This is a genomic window from Enterococcus sp. DIV0086 (genome assembly GCF_050498705.1).
Lineage (GTDB): Bacteria > Bacillota > Bacilli > Lactobacillales > Enterococcaceae > Enterococcus > Enterococcus faecalis.
Map to the genome: position 1 here is coordinate 308,783 of NZ_JBNIDN010000001.1, position 16,005 is coordinate 324,787.

12 protein-coding genes and 1 pseudogene are annotated in these 16,005 nt (G+C 39.1%); 10 read left to right on the top strand and 3 right to left on the bottom strand.

All coding sequences use genetic code 11. The features are described 5' to 3' along the window. The first annotated feature begins 508 nt into the window (after positions 1-508). The 4 genes from pdhA (at position 509) to lpdA (ending at position 5,780) form a co-directional block, all read left to right on the top strand. The gene (gene pdhA, locus IGI63_RS01475; RefSeq protein WP_002357768.1) at positions 509-1,624 is read left to right on the top strand and encodes a pyruvate dehydrogenase (acetyl-transferring) E1 component subunit alpha; all 1,116 of its coding nucleotides are present in this window, start codon (positions 509-511) and stop codon (positions 1,622-1,624) included. A gap of 2 nt (positions 1,625-1,626) precedes the next feature. After that, positions 1,627-2,604, top strand: a complete 978-nt coding sequence (locus tag IGI63_RS01480) for an alpha-ketoacid dehydrogenase subunit beta (RefSeq protein WP_002357767.1) — start codon at positions 1,627-1,629, stop codon at positions 2,602-2,604. Positions 2,605-2,746: 142 nt separating this feature from the next. Next, positions 2,747-4,366, top strand: coding sequence for a dihydrolipoyllysine-residue acetyltransferase (locus tag IGI63_RS01485; RefSeq protein ID WP_002357766.1), 1,620 nt, complete (start codon positions 2,747-2,749; stop codon positions 4,364-4,366). Positions 4,367-4,373: 7 nt separating this feature from the next. Continuing rightward, positions 4,374-5,780: a dihydrolipoyl dehydrogenase gene (gene lpdA / locus IGI63_RS01490; protein WP_002357765.1), complete on the top strand. Its 1,407-nt coding sequence runs from the start codon at positions 4,374-4,376 to the stop codon at positions 5,778-5,780. A 111-nt stretch (positions 5,781-5,891) separates the two neighbouring features. Here lpdA and IGI63_RS01495 read toward each other — a convergent pair whose 3' ends face one another. Further along, a complete protein-coding gene (locus IGI63_RS01495) occupies positions 5,892-6,878 on the bottom strand; it encodes a PocR ligand-binding domain-containing protein (protein ID WP_002382271.1) in 987 nt (328 codons plus the stop codon). 161 nt (positions 6,879-7,039) lie between these two features. On the opposite strand from IGI63_RS01495, the gene IGI63_RS01500 reads away from it, so the two are divergent. From IGI63_RS01500 to IGI63_RS01520, 5 genes and pseudogenes are all read left to right on the top strand, one after another. Then, positions 7,040-8,179, top strand: a complete 1,140-nt coding sequence (locus IGI63_RS01500; protein WP_410496469.1) for a glycerol dehydrogenase — start codon at positions 7,040-7,042, stop codon at positions 8,177-8,179. A gap of 12 nt (positions 8,180-8,191) precedes the next feature. Next, positions 8,192-8,590, top strand: coding sequence for a dihydroxyacetone kinase phosphoryl donor subunit DhaM (gene dhaM / locus IGI63_RS01505; RefSeq protein WP_002357762.1), 399 nt, complete (start codon positions 8,192-8,194; stop codon positions 8,588-8,590). Further along, entirely contained in the window at positions 8,591-9,574 is a 984-nt protein-coding gene (dhaK, locus tag IGI63_RS01510) for a dihydroxyacetone kinase subunit DhaK (RefSeq protein WP_002357760.1), read from the top strand. Between the two features lie 13 nt (positions 9,575-9,587). After that, positions 9,588-10,190 (top strand): dihydroxyacetone kinase subunit DhaL, encoded by a 603-nt coding sequence (dhaL, locus tag IGI63_RS01515; protein ID WP_010822768.1) that lies wholly within the window; start codon positions 9,588-9,590, stop codon positions 10,188-10,190. A 123-nt stretch (positions 10,191-10,313) separates the two neighbouring features. Further along, positions 10,314-11,101 (top strand): annotated as a pseudogene (locus tag IGI63_RS01520) (hypothetical protein). 72 nt (positions 11,102-11,173) lie between these two features. Here IGI63_RS01520 and IGI63_RS01525 read toward each other — a convergent pair. Next, positions 11,174-12,325: a hydroxymethylglutaryl-CoA synthase gene (locus IGI63_RS01525; RefSeq protein WP_002357756.1), complete on the bottom strand. Its 1,152-nt coding sequence runs from the start codon at positions 12,323-12,325 to the stop codon at positions 11,174-11,176. Positions 12,326-12,510: 185 nt separating this feature from the next. Here IGI63_RS01525 and IGI63_RS01530 point away from each other — a divergent pair, with 185 nt between their 5' ends. Next, complete coding sequence (locus IGI63_RS01530; RefSeq protein ID WP_429975182.1) at positions 12,511-14,922, top strand: hydroxymethylglutaryl-CoA reductase, degradative; 2,412 nt, start codon at positions 12,511-12,513, stop codon at positions 14,920-14,922. A gap of 19 nt (positions 14,923-14,941) precedes the next feature. Here the strand turns inward: IGI63_RS01530 and IGI63_RS01535 are convergent, their stop codons facing one another. Continuing rightward, positions 14,942-15,994 carry an AI-2E family transporter gene (locus IGI63_RS01535; protein ID WP_002357754.1) on the bottom strand — a complete coding sequence of 351 codons (1,053 nt, stop codon included), beginning with the start codon at positions 15,992-15,994 and terminating at the stop codon, positions 14,942-14,944. Between the last annotated feature and the right edge of the window lie 11 nt (positions 15,995-16,005).

Genomic DNA, 16,005 nt, shown 5'->3' on the forward strand with positions numbered 1-16,005 from the left:
AAACCTAAGGTAAAGTATTTGGCAAAAAAACGAGCCAAAAAAAATAAAAATTAACGAAAAAAACTTTGTTCTCCAAAAAATAAAAAACCGCATGCTGAGTAGGTTACTCGGCTGACGGTTTTTATTTTTTGGTTTTTTCAAGATAATTTTCATGAAAACGCAAAGTTCGGAAATCAGATTACTAGCCAGCTCGGGTATGAGGGGGCTCGAATTAATAGAACTGTTATATAATATTTTCAAAATAGAATATAACAGTTGGGAGAAAAATAGTACAGAAGAAGTGTGGAACAGAAACCGTTTTCTTGTTTGTGAAAATTATCACTAAACCGCAAAAACATGCGGTTTTGCTCTTTTGTGAAAAAATGAAGAAATTAGAGTTTTTTTCTTGCGCTTTTTCGAATTTAGTGATAATTTGTTAAGTGTAGTCGATAAAAAGTAATACAGTTTCGCACTCTGTTTTACTTTTATCGAAATTAAAGAAACGTAATAGAGAGGATTGTGTGACAAAATGGCAAAGGCTAAGAAACAAAAACCTATTGACTTTAAAGAGCTAATGGCTAAAGTCGACGCTGATTTCCCAACTTTCCAAATCTTGGATCAAGATGGAAAAATTGTGAATGAAGATTTAGTACCTGATTTATCGGATGAGGAATTAGTTGAATTAATGACACGCATGGTTTGGTCTCGTGTGTTAGACCAACGTTCTACTGCATTAAACCGTCAAGGACGCTTAGGATTCTTCGCGCCAACAGCTGGACAAGAAGCAAGCCAATTGGCAAGCCAATTTGCAATGGAAAAAGAAGACTACTTACTACCAGGTTACCGTGATGTACCTCAATTAGTACAACATGGTTTACCACTAAGAGAAGCTTTCTTATGGTCTCGTGGTCACGTAGCAGGGAACTACTACGCGGAAGATTTAAATGCATTACCACCACAAATTATCATTGGTGCTCAATACATCCAAGCAGCTGGTGTTGCTTTAGGATTGAAAAAACGTGGAAAAGAAAATGTTGTCTTCACTTATACTGGTGACGGCGGTTCTTCACAAGGGGACTTCTATGAAGCAATTAACTTTGCTGGTGCTTACCAAGCAAACGGTGTCTTCATTATCCAAAACAATGGTTTTGCGATTTCTACACCTCGTGAAAAACAAACAGCGGCTAAAACTTTAGCTCAAAAAGCTGTTGCAGCAGGAATTCCTGGTATTCAAGTTGATGGTATGGATCCATTAGCAGTTTACGCAATTGCAAAAGAAGCACGTGATTGGTCAGCTGCAGGAAACGGTCCAGTTTTAATTGAAACATTAACCTATCGTTATGGTCCACATACTTTATCTGGAGACGATCCAACACGTTACCGTTCAAAAGAAATGGATGACGAATGGGTACAAAAAGATCCATTGACTCGTTTCCGTAAATATCTAACAGATAAAGGCTTATGGTCTGAAGCAAAAGAAGAAGAAATTATTGAAAAAACAAAAGAAGAAATCAAAGTAGCGATTGCAGAAGCGGATAAAGCGCCAAAACAAAAAGTTTCTGATTTCTTGAAAAATATGTTTGAAGTTCAACCTCAAACAATTAAAGAACAAATTGCATTTTATGAAGCGAAGGAGTCGAAATAAAAATGGCACAAAAAACTATGATCCAAGCAATTACAGATGCCTTAGCTCTTGAATTAGAGAAAGACGAAAATGTCTTAATCTTCGGTGAAGACGTTGGTAACAACGGTGGGGTTTTCCGTGCAACTGAAGGTTTACAAGAAAAATTTGGTGAAGACCGCGTCTTCGATACACCTTTAGCTGAATCTGGTATCGGTGGATTGGCTTTCGGTCTTGCCTTGCAAGGTTACCGTCCAGTTCCTGAAATCCAATTCTTTGGTTTCGTTTTTGAAGTATTTGACGAAATCGTTGGTCAAATGGCTCGTACGCGTTACCGTATGGGTGGAACTCGTAATATGCCAATTACTGTTCGTGCCCCATTTGGTGGTGGTGTTCATACACCAGAACTTCACTCAGATAACTTAGAAGGATTAATCGCACAATCACCAGGTGTTCGTGTTGTTATTCCATCAAACCCTTACGATGCAAAAGGACTATTAATTTCATCTATTCGTAGCAACGATCCAGTTGTCTACTTAGAGCACATGAAATTATACCGTTCATTCCGTGAGGAAGTGCCAGACGAAGCTTATGAAGTGCCTTTAGATAAAGCGGCTGTAACTCGTGAAGGAACAGACGTATCAATCATCACTTACGGCGCTATGGTTCGTGAAGCGATTAAAGCAGCTGATAGCTTAGCGAAAGACAATATTTCAGCAGAAATCATTGACTTACGTACAGTGGCTCCTTTAGATGTGGAAACAATTATTAACTCTGTTGAAAAAACTGGCCGTGTGGTTGTCGTTCAAGAAGCACAAAAACAAGCTGGTGTTGGTGCTATGGTTGTTTCTGAAATTTCTGAACGTGCCGTATTGTCATTAGAAGCACCAATCGGACGTGTATCTGCTCCAGATACAATCTTCCCATTCGGACAAGCAGAAAATATCTGGTTACCAAATGCGAAAGATATCGAAGCAAAAGCTAGAGAAATCGTCGAATTTTAATAGTTATTCGAAGTAGATAAACGAAGAATTAAACAGGTGGAATACGGCTATAGGCATGAAATGTTCAGCTACTATAGTCGTTTCCCCGCGTTTTGCTCCTAAGAAAATAGACAGATCCAACGAAGAAGGGAAGACTTAAAAAATGGCTTATCAGTTTAAATTACCGGATATCGGTGAAGGGATTGCCGAAGGCGAAATCGTTAAATGGTTTGTAAAACCTGGCGATACAATCAACGAAGACGATACGTTATTAGAAGTACAAAATGACAAATCAGTGGAAGAAATTCCATCACCAGTAACAGGTACTGTAAAAAATATCGTTGTACCAGAAGGAACAGTTGCAAACGTTGGTGACGTGTTAATCGAAATCGACGCACCTGGTCACGAAGATAACGATGCAGCACCAGCAGCTCCTGCACAAGAACAAACACCAGCACAACCTGCTGCTGTACCAACAACCGAAGCAGCTGGCGGATTTTTCCAATTCAAATTACCAGACATCGGTGAAGGAATTGCCGAAGGCGAAATCGTTAAATGGTTCGTTAAAGCTGGCGACACAATTAATGAAGATGATTCATTATTAGAAGTACAAAATGACAAATCAGTAGAAGAAATTCCATCACCAGTAACAGGTACTGTAAAAAATATCGTTGTACCAGAAGGAACAGTTGCAAACGTTGGTGACGTGTTAGTTGAAATTGACGCACCTGGTCATAATTCAGCAGCACCGGCAGCCGCAGCACCAGCTACTGACGCTCCTAAAGCGGAAGCATCAGCTCCAGCCGCTTCAACAGGCGTAGTTGCAGCCGCTGATCCAAACAAACGCGTTTTAGCAATGCCATCTGTTCGTCAGTATGCACGTGAAAAAGACGTTGATATTACACAAGTAACTGCAACTGGTAAAGGTGGCCGTGTCATTAAAGCGGATATTGATGCCTTTGTTTCTGGTGGCTCTCAAGCAGCACCAGCTACTGAAGCTGCCGCAACAGAAGCAGCACCTAAAGCGGAAGCAGCTGCACCTAAAGCAGCGCCAAAAGCCTTTACTTCTGATTTAGGCGAAATGGAAACACGTGAAAAAATGACACCAACACGTAAAGCAATTGCTAAAGCAATGGTTAACAGCAAACACACTGCTCCTCACGTAACATTACATGATGAAGTAGAAGTTTCTAAATTATGGGATCACCGTAAGAAATTTAAAGATGTTGCTGCTGCAAATGGTACAAAATTAACATTCTTACCATACGTTGTAAAAGCATTGACTTCAACTGTTCAAAAATTCCCAATCTTGAATGCATCAATCGATGACGCAGCACAAGAAATTGTTTACAAAAATTACTTTAACATTGGTATCGCTACTGATACAGATCATGGCTTATATGTACCAAATGTTAAAAATGCTAATACGAAGAGCATGTTTGCTATCGCTGATGAAATCAACGAAAAAGCAGCATTGGCTATCGAAGGTAAATTAACTGCACAAGATATGCGTGATGGTACAATCACAATTAGTAACATTGGTTCAGTCGGTGGCGGCTGGTTTACACCAGTAATCAACTACCCTGAAGTTGCTATTTTAGGCGTTGGTACAATTGCACAAGAACCAGTTGTTAATGCAGACGGCGAAATCGTTGTGGGACGCATGATGAAATTATCATTAAGCTTTGACCACCGTATCGTTGACGGCGCAACTGCTCAAAAAGCAATGAACAACATTAAACGCTTATTAGCTGATCCAGAATTACTATTAATGGAAGGATGATTAACAAATGGTAGTAGGAGATTTCGCCATTGAACTAGATACAGTCGTAATCGGAGCTGGTCCTGGAGGATACGTTGCCGCAATTCGTGCCGCAGAAATGGGTCAAAAAGTTGCGATTATCGAACGTGAATACATCGGAGGCGTTTGTTTAAACGTTGGATGTATTCCTTCAAAAGCTTTAATTGCTGCTGGACATCATTACCAAGAAGCACAAGATTCTTCAACTTTTGGTGTAACAGCTAAAGGAGTCGAATTAGACTTTGCAAAAACACAAGACTGGAAAGATAACACAGTTGTTAAATCATTAACAGGCGGCGTTGGCATGTTATTGAAAAAACACAAAGTAGAAATTATTGAAGGCGAAGCATTCTTCGTTGACGAAAATACATTGCGTGTTATTCACCCAGACTCAGCACAAACTTACTCATTCAATAATGCTATTGTAGCAACAGGTTCTCGTCCAATTGAAATCCCAGGATTCAAATTTGGCGGACGCGTGTTAGATTCTACAGGCGGTTTAAACTTAAAAGAAGTTCCTAAAAAATTCGTTATTATCGGTGGCGGTGTCATCGGTGCTGAATTAGGTGGCGCTTATGCTAACTTAGGTTCAGAAGTAACAATTTTAGAAGGTAGCCCATCAATTTTACCAACTTATGAAAAAGATATGGTTAAAGTTGTCACAGACGACTTCAAGAAGAAAAACGTAACAATCGTGACTTCAGCAATGGCTAAAGAAGCTGTTGACAATGGCGATAGCGTCACTGTTAAATATGAAGTTAACGGAAAAGAAGAAAGTGTTGAAGCAGATTACGTAATGGTCACTGTTGGACGTCGTCCAAACACAGACGACTTAGGCTTAGAACAAGCGGGCGTTGAAATTGGCGAACGTGGTTTAATCCCAGTTGACAACCAAGGACGTACTAACGTGAAAAACATCTTCGCAATCGGCGACATCGTACCAGGTGCTGCGTTAGCGCATAAAGCAAGCTACGAAGCAAAAATTGCTGCTGAAGCAATTTCTGGTAAGAAAGTTGCAGTTGATTACAAAGCAATGCCAGCTGTTGCCTTTACTGATCCAGAATTGGCAAGCGTTGGTATGACTGTTGCAGAAGCAAAAGAAGCGGGAATCGAAGCAAAAGGCTACAAATTCCCATTTGCTGGTAACGGCCGTGCAATCTCTTTAGATAAAACTGAAGGATTCATGCGTTTAGTAACAACTGTAGAAGACAATGTCATCATCGGTGCACAAATTGCCGGTGTCGGTGCAAGTGACATGATTTCTGAATTAGCTTTAGCTATTGAATCTGGCATGAATGCAGAAGACATTGCTTTAACAATCCACCCACACCCATCATTGGGCGAAATTACTATGGATACAGCTGAATTGGCTTTAGGTTTACCAATTCATATTTAATAGTATCACTTTGTCGCACGACAGATATAATGCGCCTTTTGCACTTGTTGCATTAGCCACAGCAAGAGCAAAGGTGTAAAAAAACAACGACTTCTCGGAGTCGTTGTTTTTTTATGCTCTGTTCTTTCTTTTACGGTATTTAAGAGGTGTTTCACCCGTTTCTTGTTTAAAGATACGGACAAAATAGCTATCTTCAACAAACCCTAAATCTTCACTGATTTGGGCGATCGTTTTATCTGTCTCCAAAAGAAGCTGTTTAGCCCATGTGATTTTTAATTGTCGATAAAATTGACTAAAGGGAATACCAAACTCCTCTTTTAATAAACGACTTAAATACGTCGGTGTCAAATGAACAAGGTCTGCCAGTTCTTGTAAATTTAAACGCAGCGATTTGTTTTCCCAAAGGGCATCTAAAACCGGTTGTAATTGCTTATTTTTAGTTTGATAGGCACTTGAAGGAGTTAATTGAGCAGTTAATAAAGTTTGTTGAATATCTTTTTGGATCATATTTAATGGCTCCAGTTCTTCTTTTCGCGAACTAATCTGTAAGGATTGTTTGTACGTATTGATTAAATAATCTTTTTTGATGGCTTCAGAAATAATATATTGGCTTAGATCAGCGATTAATGTCGCGCTCTTTTCTAAGTCTGCTAGTTCTAAAACAGGGTATTGTTGATACAGCTCTTGGTGTGTTACTAAAAATTCTTGAATGAAGGCATCATTCATGGTTAAAACCTGTTCTAACTCTTCTTGGTGATCTTCGAGCAAAACTTCACCAGCCATAATGGCTCCTACATATTGGTCATCAACAATAATGGGGATGGCCATATCAACGATGTTAAAGTGACAACGGTAGATAAAAGGCTGACCAGTGCGAACAGCTTCCAAGCCACCACGAGCATCACATTTTTCACAAAGTTTCGAGAGCTCAGGGGAGTGACGTACCAGTTGGCAAAAGGGTTGAACTTGACTATGTTTCGTCACAGGTCGCCCTTTATAATCGACTAAAATAATGGCTAAACGAGTGCTTAAGGCCAATGATTCTTGCAATTTTTCCCACTTTTCTAAATCTAAAATATTTTTTAATTCTACAGTCATAAGGCAATCCTTCAATCTAAAGTTTAAAAATCATAATATTTTATTATTTCACAAAATAATTCTATCATTTTTTGCAAGAAAACGATACCAAAAGTTCAATGCTTTTTTTGATGAAAGCGTTTTATACTATGAATGTAAACAAAATATAGGAGGCTATCAACATGAGAAAAGCATTGATTTTACCAACGAAATATGTTCAAGGGGAAGATGAATTACTAAACTTAGGTTACTTCGTTTCAACTTTTGGAAAAAAAGCGTTACTAATTGCAAATCCTGCTGACGTTGATCGTGTACGTCCACAATTGGAAGAAACAGCGAAAAAGTTTGACATTACCTTCGTAGAGGGTGGCTTTAGTGGAGAAGTAACGCGTGAAGAAACAAAGCGCTTGCAAAACGTTGGACAAAAAGAACAAGCAGACTGTATCATTGGTTTAGGTGGCGGTAAAGCAATCGATGCTTCAAAAGTCGTAGCAGAAGGTGAAAACTTAATTATTGTACCAACGATTGCGGCTCAAGATGCACCAACTTCGCATTCAGCTGTACTATATCATGAAGATGGCTCATTTGATGATTATGCTTACTTTAAACAAAGTCCAAGCGTCGTTATGGTTGATACAAAAGTGGTTGCCAAAGCGCCAACTAGATTTTTAGTTGCTGGAATGGGGGATGCCTTATCCACATATTTTGAAGCACGCGCAACACACAATTCATATTCTCGGGTTAATGCTAGTTTGCCAATGGGTTCAAGAGAAGGCTTAACGCCTGCTGCTAGCGGCACATATGCAGCTTTAGCCATGGCAAAACTTTGCTGGGAAAACCTCCAGGAAGATGGGTTAAAAGCGAAATTAGCTTGTGATGCAAATGTGGTTACTGAATCATTGAATAAGATTATCGAAACAAATATCTTACTTTCAGGCTTAGGTTTTGAAAGTGGTGGTTTAGCTGCAGCGCATGCGATTCATAACGGTATGACAGTCTTACCTGGTGCGCACAGTTATTTACATGGTGAAAAAGTAGCCTTTGCAACGATTGCACAACTTGTATTAGAAGATGCAGCAAAAGACGAATTAGAAGCTGTTTTAGACTTTAGCGCTTCTGTAGGTTTACCATTAACGCTTTCAGATATTGGTGTCGATGAAATCACTTATGAAGAAGCGTTGAAAGTAGCCAAAATTGCTTGCATTCCAGAAGAATCAATTCATTCAATGCCATTCCCAATTGTCGTTGAAGAAGTAGCGAATGCAATCATTGTTGCAGATAAAGTCGGACAAGAATATAAAACAAGACATAAATTAGATTAAGGAAGTGTCCACATGAAAGCAGATATTTTACTCGTTTCACATAGCAAAATGATTACAGATGGTATTAAAGAGATGATTGAACAGATGAATGCCAGTGAAGAAATTACGATTCATTCACTTGGTGGCACATCAGATGGTTCATTAGGTTCAGATCCAATGAAAATCATTGACACGATTAACGAAGCGGACTCTGACCGAGAATTTTTAATTTTTGCCGATTTAGGCAGTGCCGTTTTAAGTTCAGAATTAGCTTTTGATATGCTAGAAGAAGACCAACAGAAACATTATCATTTAGTCGATGCACCATTGGTTGAAGGTGCCTTTGCGGCAGCAATTACTGCAGGTGTCTCAGATGATTTGACGCAAATTTTAGCAGAAGCTCAAAATGCTGGTAAGAAAGGGTGGAACTAAATGAAAAAAATTATTAATGAACCTGGTAAAATTGTCGAAGAAATGCTCCAAGGAATTGTGAAAAGCTATGGAAACCTTGTTCATCAAGTCGAAGATTCTCGCGTGATTGCTCGCAACGACTCAAACAAACAAGTTGGGTTAGTATCTGGTGGTGGAAGTGGTCATGAGCCTGCACATGCTGGGTTTGTTGGTGATGGAATGTTAAATGCCGCAGTTTTAGGTGATGTCTTTACTTCACCAACACCAGATCAAATTTTAACAGGGATCCAAGCGGCAGACCAAGGGGCCGGTGTTCTGTTAATCGTAAAAAATTATACAGGCGATATTTTGAACTTTGAAATGGCCAAAGATATGGCTGATATGGAAGACATTCATGTAGAAATGGTCGTTGTCGATGACGATATTGCAGTCGAAGATAGCACCTATACCGCTGGAAAACGAGGCGTTGCCGGGACTGTTCTTGTCCATAAGATTTTAGGACATCATGCCCGCCAAGGTGCTTCTTTAGAAGAGCTCGTTTCTTTAGGAGAAAAGATTGTAGCAGCCACGAAAACAATTGGAGTGGCTTTAAAAGCAGCCACTGTGCCTGAAGTTGGCAAACCAGGTTTTACTTTACCAGAAGATGAAATTGAATTTGGCGTAGGGATTCACGGAGAACCAGGCTATCGTCGTGAAAAAATCCAACCATCGAAAGAGTTAGCGAAAGAATTAGTTGAAAAAACATTAAGTAGCTATGAACAACAACCACAAACAGTTGGGGTACTTGTCAATGGCATGGGCGGCACGCCATTAATGGAACAATTTGTATTTATGAACGACGTGCTAACATTATTAGAAGATAAAGGTGTTCAAGTGACCTTCCATAAAGTGGGTAACTATATGACGTCTATTGACATGCAAGGATTATCTTTAACGATGATTGACTTGGCGACAAAAGACTGGCAAACAGCGCTAGAAAGCAATGTAACAACAATTTCTTGGTAAGGGTGATAAAAAGATGGAATTAACAGTAAAAGACATTCAAACATGGTTAGACAATTATTCAAAAGTTATTGAAGAAAAAAAAGACTATTTAAGTGAATTAGACACGCCGATTGGTGATGGGGATCACGGTAACAACATGGCTCGTGGTATGGCTGAATACAAAATTGCGTTTGACAAAAAAGTACCAACAACAATCACGGAGACATTTAAAGTCCTATCCATGGCTTTGATTTCAAAAGTTGGCGGAGCTTCTGGTCCTTTATATGGTACTGCGTTTATGAATATGACTAAAGCGACAAAAGATTTGGAAACCATCAGTTCGCTAGAGCAATTAAAAGAAATTGTTCAGCAAGGTCTAGCTGGGATTCAGATGCGTGGCAAAGCTGAACCAGGAGATAAAACGATGGTTGATGTCTGGGCACCTGTTGCTGAAGTAATTGGAACGGAACAATTTAATGAAGAAAAAATTGAACAATTTGCTGAAGCAACAAAAGATTGGGTGGCGAAAAAAGGACGTGCCTCTTATTTAGGGGAACGAGCAATTGGTCATATTGATCCAGGAGCAGCATCTAGTGCATTATTATTTGAAGAACTAGTCAAAGTAATCAATCAATAACAGTGAGAAAAAAGTTTAGCAAGTGCCTCTCTTGAAGCGCTTGCTAAACTTTTTTATAAATAATGGTTTCTTTTGTTCATCTATGGGATAATTTAAGTAACAAAAAATAACAAAGATAGACCAATGGGGGATTTAAAGATGAAAAAGCATGTGATTGTGGGATGTTTATTAATCGTTAGCTCAATGTTTGTAAGTGCTTGTGGAAATTCGTCAGACGTGACCACGGAAAAAACCAGTGTCACAAAACAAGTCGAAGCTACGGGACAAAGCACATCCTCTTCCGTAGACCAAACCAAGTATGATGCCATTATTACAGAAGCTAAAAAGTTAACGGCAGAGGGGCAAGGCAATATAAAGAATCAGAAGAAAAATTAGCTACGATCCCTGTTAGCGATTTAGGGAAACCACACTATTCGATCGTTAAAGAAACGGTTGAGAAACTAAATAATCAAAATAATGAAGGCTTAAAAAGACAAGAAGAAGTCGCGGTTGAAAGGCAAACGAAGTCGAGTCCGGCACCAACAGAATCACTTAAACCAATTCCAGATGAATTTGCTAAATGGGCAACCACGTATCTTTTTTATTATCCACGAGGAGATCAAAAGCAAGCGGGGTTAATCATTGAAGCGAATGGAGCGGTCACGCAGACGAATACGAATGGCGAAATTTACACAGGAAAAGCCGAAATAAGTGGAGCTTCGGGCACTATTTTAAGTTATGATACGACTAGTTATCGCCCGACGACCCAACCAGCTACAAAATCGATTACTCCAAATGTTAAAATCACTGTTACTTGGAACAATGGCGGCGGTGTTGATGTTTATTATGGCTACGTTTCTTATTCACAACGTTTAGCTTTGACAGATGGTATCGCCGTGACAGACGGGGTCAAAGAAGTTTGGCTTTCATAAAAAGAGCTAGACATTCAAGCAAAAACTTGAATGTCTAGCTCTTTTGTTGATTGAATCGGGGGATTTAAATACTTAGTTTCGATAAGAACGAACGGTATTATTAATAGCAGAAATACTATATTTTAATTCATCTTCTAACGTTTGATCAATGTCTGTGTCTAAAGTTTCTGCAAACATGGCTTCATATTCAGCGATAGAAAGTTCTGTCCGATTATCCAGCAGTGCTAAATGAGTTTCTTTTTGTAAATGATTTTGATAACCAGCTACTAATTCACCAGTGAAAAATTCAGCGACAGCACCAGAACCATAACTGAATAAACCAATTTGATTGCCTGCGGTTAAAGTCGTTGCATTTTCTAAAAGGGAAATGAGTCCCAGATAAAGTGAACCCGTATACAAGTTTCCTACGCGACGACTATAGATGATGCTTTCTTCATAACGAGCTAAAATTCGTTCCTGTTCTGCCTCAGTTTGGTCGGAGATTTTTGCTAATAAGGCTTTTTTGCCCATTTTTGTGTAAGGAATATGGAACGCTAAAGCATCATAATCTGCAAAATCAAGACCGGTCCGTTTTTTATGTTCATCCCAGACTTGGGCAAAAGATTGGATGTAGGTTTCGTTTGACAAAGGACCATCGACCATAGGATATGGATGGCCTGTTGGACGCCAAAAGTCATAGATATCTTGCGTCAGCATCACATTATCCTCTTTTAAAGCCAAGATGCGCGGTTCACTAGCAACTAACATTGCAACCGCCCCAGCTCCTTGTGTAGGCTCACCGCCAGAATTTAAGCCATATTTTGCAATATCTGCTGCTACAACCAAAACTTTTTTATCTGGATGTAAGGCTACGTGATTCTTAGCTAACTGTAAGCCTGCTGTTGCTCCGTAACAAGCTTCCTTGATTTCGAAAGAGCGAGCGAAAGGTTGAATCCCCATTAAACGATGTAAGACAACTGCGGCCGCTTTTGACTCATCGATACTGGACTCAGTCCCGACAATCACCATATCAATGGCCTCTTTATCTTCTTTGGTCAAGATGGCTTCTGCGGCATTGGCTGCAAATGTCACAATATCTTGGCTGATTGGGTTCACCGCCATTTGGTCTTGCCCAATACCAATATGAAATTTTCCAGGGTCTACATTTCTGGCTTCAGCCAGTGCCGTCATATCAATATAATAAGGGGGCACAAAAAAACTAATTTTATCAATCCCAATTGTCATTTCTTTAACTCCTTTACGATAAATAGATTCATTATATAAAATAGCACGAAATGAACCAAAATGGGGAATTTTTGTATTAACTTCATAGATTATTAAAAAATATCTTATAAGTCTGTTAACATTCAGTAATTCGCACTTGTGATTCTGGGATTTTATGATATATTTCAAGATGGAGGTGCATTTAGTTGAAAACAGTAGTTATTATTGATGCATTACGAACACCAATTGGAAAATATAAAGGCAGCTTAAGTCAAGTAAGTGCCGTAGACTTAGGAACACATGTTACAACACAACTTTTAAAAAGACATTCCACTATTTCTGAAGAAATTGATCAAGTAATCTTTGGAAATGTTTTACAAGCTGGAAATGGCCAAAATCCCGCACGACAAATAGCAATAAACAGCGGTTTGTCTCATGAAATTCCCGCAATGACGGTTAATGAGGTCTGCGGATCAGGAATGAAGGCCGTTATTTTGGCGAAACAATTGATTCAATTAGGAGAAGCGGAAGTTTTAATTGCTGGCGGGATTGAGAATATGTCCCAAGCACCTAAATTACAACGTTTTAATTACGAAACAGAAAGCTATGATGCGCCTTTTTCTAGTATGATGTATGATGGATTAACAGATGCCTTTAGTGGTCAGGCAATGGGCTTAACTGCTGAAAATGTGGCCGAAAAGTATCATGTAACTAGAGAAGAGCAAGATCAATTTTCTGTACATTCACAATTAAAAGCAGCTCAAGCACAAGCAGAAGGGATATTCGCTGACGAAATAGCCCCATTAGAAGTGTCAGGAACGCTTGTGGAGAAAGATGAAGGGATTCGCCCTAATTCGAGCGTTGAGAAGCTAGGAACGCTTAAAACAGTTTTTAAAGAAGATGGTACCGTGACAGCAGGGAATGCATCAACCATTAATGATGGAGCTTCTGCTTTGATTATTGCTTCACAAGAATATGCCGAAGCACACGGTCTTCCTTATTTAGCTATTATTCGAGACAGTGTGGAAGTCGGTATTGATCCAGCCTATATGGGGATTTCGCCGATTAAAGCCATTCAAAAACTGTTAACGCGGAATCAACTTACTACGGAAGAAATTGATCTGTATGAAATCAACGAAGCTTTTGCAGCAACTTCAATCGTGGTCCAAAGAGAACTGGCTTTACCAGAGGAAAAGGTCAACATTTATGGTGGCGGTATTTCGTTAGGTCATGCGATTGGTGCCACAGGTGCTCGTTTATTAACGAGTTTAAGTTATCAATTAAATCAAAAAGAAAAGAAATATGGAGTGGCTTCTTTATGTATCGGCGGTGGCTTAGGACTTGCTATGCTACTAGAGAGACCTCAGCAAAAAAAAAACAGCCGATTTTATCAAATGAGTCCTGAGGAACGCCTGGCTTCGCTTCTTAATGAAGGCCAGATTTCTGCTGATACAAAAAAAGAATTTGAAAATACGGCTTTATCTTCGCAGATTGCCAATCATATGATTGAAAATCAAATCAGTGAAACAGAAGTGCCGATGGGCGTTGGCTTACATTTAACAGTGGACGAAACTGATTATTTGGTACCAATGGCGACAGAAGAGCCCTCAGTGATTGCGGCTTTGAGTAATGGTGCAAAAATAGCACAAGGATTTAAAACAGTGAATCAACAACGCTTAATGCGTGGACAAATCGTTTTTTACGATGTTGCAGATCCCGAGTCATTGATTGATAAACTACAAGTAAGAGAAGCGGAAATTTTTCAACAAGCAGAGTTAAGTTATCCATCTATCGTTAAACGGGGCGGCGGCTTAAGAGATTTGCAATATCGTGCTTTTGATGAATCGTTTGTATCTGTCGACTTTTTAGTAGATGTTAAGGATGCAATGGGGGCAAATATCGTTAACGCTATGTTGGAAGGTGTGGCCGAGTTGTTCCGTGAATGGTTTGCGGAGCAAAAGATTTTATTCAGTATTTTAAGTAATTACGCAACGGAGTCGGTTGTTACGATGAAAACGGCTATTCCAGTTTCACGTTTAAGTAAGGGGAGCAATGGCCGGGAAATTGCTGAAAAAATTGTTTTAGCTTCACGCTATGCTTCATTAGATCCTTATCGGGCAGTCACGCATAACAAAGGAATCATGAATGGCATTGAAGCTGTAGTTTTAGCTACAGGAAATGATACACGCGCTGTTAGCGCTTCTTGTCATGCTTTTGCGGTGAAGGAAGGTCGCTACCAAGGCTTGACTAGTTGGACGCTGGATGACGAACAACTAATTGGTGAAATTTCAGTTCCGCTTGCTTTAGCCACGGTTGGCGGTGCCACAAAAGTCTTACCTAAATCTCAAGCAGCTGCTGATTTGTTAGCAGTGACGGATGCAAAAGAACTAAGTCGAGTAGTAGCGGCTGTTGGTTTGGCACAAAATTTAGCGGCGTTACGGGCCTTAGTCTCTGAAGGAATTCAAAAAGGACACATGGCTCTACAAGCACGTTCTTTAGCGATGACGGTCGGAGCTACTGGTAAAGAAGTTGAGGCAGTCGCTCAACAATTAAAACGTCAAAAAACGATGAACCAAGACCGAGCCATGACTATTTTAAATGATTTAAGAAAACAATAAAAAAACAGTTCAGCAGAAATTATTCTGCTGAACTATTTTTTTTCACATTAGGTAGCCGTTTCAGGCCACGAATTGGTTTTACTTTTAAGACATCTAAGAAGAAAGTGAACACAGGGATTCCTACAATAAGTCCCCATACACCAAAGAGACGCTCACTAACTAATAAAATGACAAACGTATAAAAGATTGGTAACTCTGTTTTACTAGACATGAATTTAGGATTTAGCACGTAAGATTCAAATAAATGGACGATTGTAATTAAAGCTAAGATATAAATCACATCGTTCAAGCCACCTTGGGAATAAGCGATGAAACTTAGCGGAATGCAGGAAATAATCACACCAGCAACTGGGACTAAGCTCAAAATGAAGATCATAATAGCTAAACTAGGTAGCTGAGTAAAGCCGATTATCGCCAAGGCCAAGGTAGTAATGACTGTATTCACCACAGCAATGAAAAACTGAGCTTCCATTACGACACCAAATGTGTTGACGAACTTGTTGGCAAAATAATAGATATCCTGAAAAAACCAATCAAAATCACTTTTTAAAAATAACTTAGAAAAATCAGCCATTTGCTTCTTCTCAATCATAAAGAAGAAACTTAAAATAAAGGACATGACAAATGATAAACCGACAGCGCCAATATCTTGAATGTAGCGTAAAATCATTGAAGCACCATTCTGGAGTTGAGAGAGTAAGTTAGATTTTTCCAAGTATTGATCAATAAATTGCAATACTTGATTTGTATCTGTATGTGGACTTTGATAAAAATCAACTACAGAATTAATCATTTGAGTCGTTTGGTTAACTAGAACGGGAACATATTTAGTAATCGCTAAATAGATTAGAAAAACAACCAATGCATAGGTTAAGAGAACGATGACAATCGTCGGGATTTTCATATAGCGTTGAACAAAATGGACCAAACGAACAGCTAAATAGGTAAAGATAAATGTTAAAAGAATTGTTGTAATCATGCTTCTGGATAAATAAAGCACAAAAATAATCAAAGCAAGGACGCAAAAACGTCGCAAACGTTCATTTTGAATAAATTTTTGATACAAACTCATAGGGGAAACTC

Excerpts from the sequence above, each read along its gene's own strand:
- pdhA (WP_002357768.1), top strand. The coding sequence starts at position 509 with ATGGCAAAGGCTAAGAAACAAAAACCTATTGACTTTAAAGAGCTAATG.
- IGI63_RS01480 (WP_002357767.1), top strand. The coding sequence starts at position 1,627 with ATGGCACAAAAAACTATGATCCAAGCAATTACAGATGCCTTAGCTCTT.
- IGI63_RS01485 (WP_002357766.1), top strand. The coding sequence starts at position 2,747 with ATGGCTTATCAGTTTAAATTACCGGATATCGGTGAAGGGATTGCCGAA.
- lpdA (WP_002357765.1), top strand. The coding sequence starts at position 4,374 with ATGGTAGTAGGAGATTTCGCCATTGAACTAGATACAGTCGTAATCGGA.
- IGI63_RS01495 (WP_002382271.1), bottom strand. The coding sequence starts at position 6,878 with ATGACTGTAGAATTAAAAAATATTTTAGATTTAGAAAAGTGGGAAAAA.
- IGI63_RS01500 (WP_410496469.1), top strand. The coding sequence starts at position 7,040 with ATGAGAAAAGCATTGATTTTACCAACGAAATATGTTCAAGGGGAAGAT.
- dhaM (WP_002357762.1), top strand. The coding sequence starts at position 8,192 with ATGAAAGCAGATATTTTACTCGTTTCACATAGCAAAATGATTACAGAT.
- dhaK (WP_002357760.1), top strand. The coding sequence starts at position 8,591 with ATGAAAAAAATTATTAATGAACCTGGTAAAATTGTCGAAGAAATGCTC.
- dhaL (WP_010822768.1), top strand. The coding sequence starts at position 9,588 with ATGGAATTAACAGTAAAAGACATTCAAACATGGTTAGACAATTATTCA.
- IGI63_RS01525 (WP_002357756.1), bottom strand. The coding sequence starts at position 12,325 with ATGACAATTGGGATTGATAAAATTAGTTTTTTTGTGCCCCCTTATTAT.
- IGI63_RS01535 (WP_002357754.1), bottom strand. The coding sequence starts at position 15,994 with ATGAGTTTGTATCAAAAATTTATTCAAAATGAACGTTTGCGACGTTTT.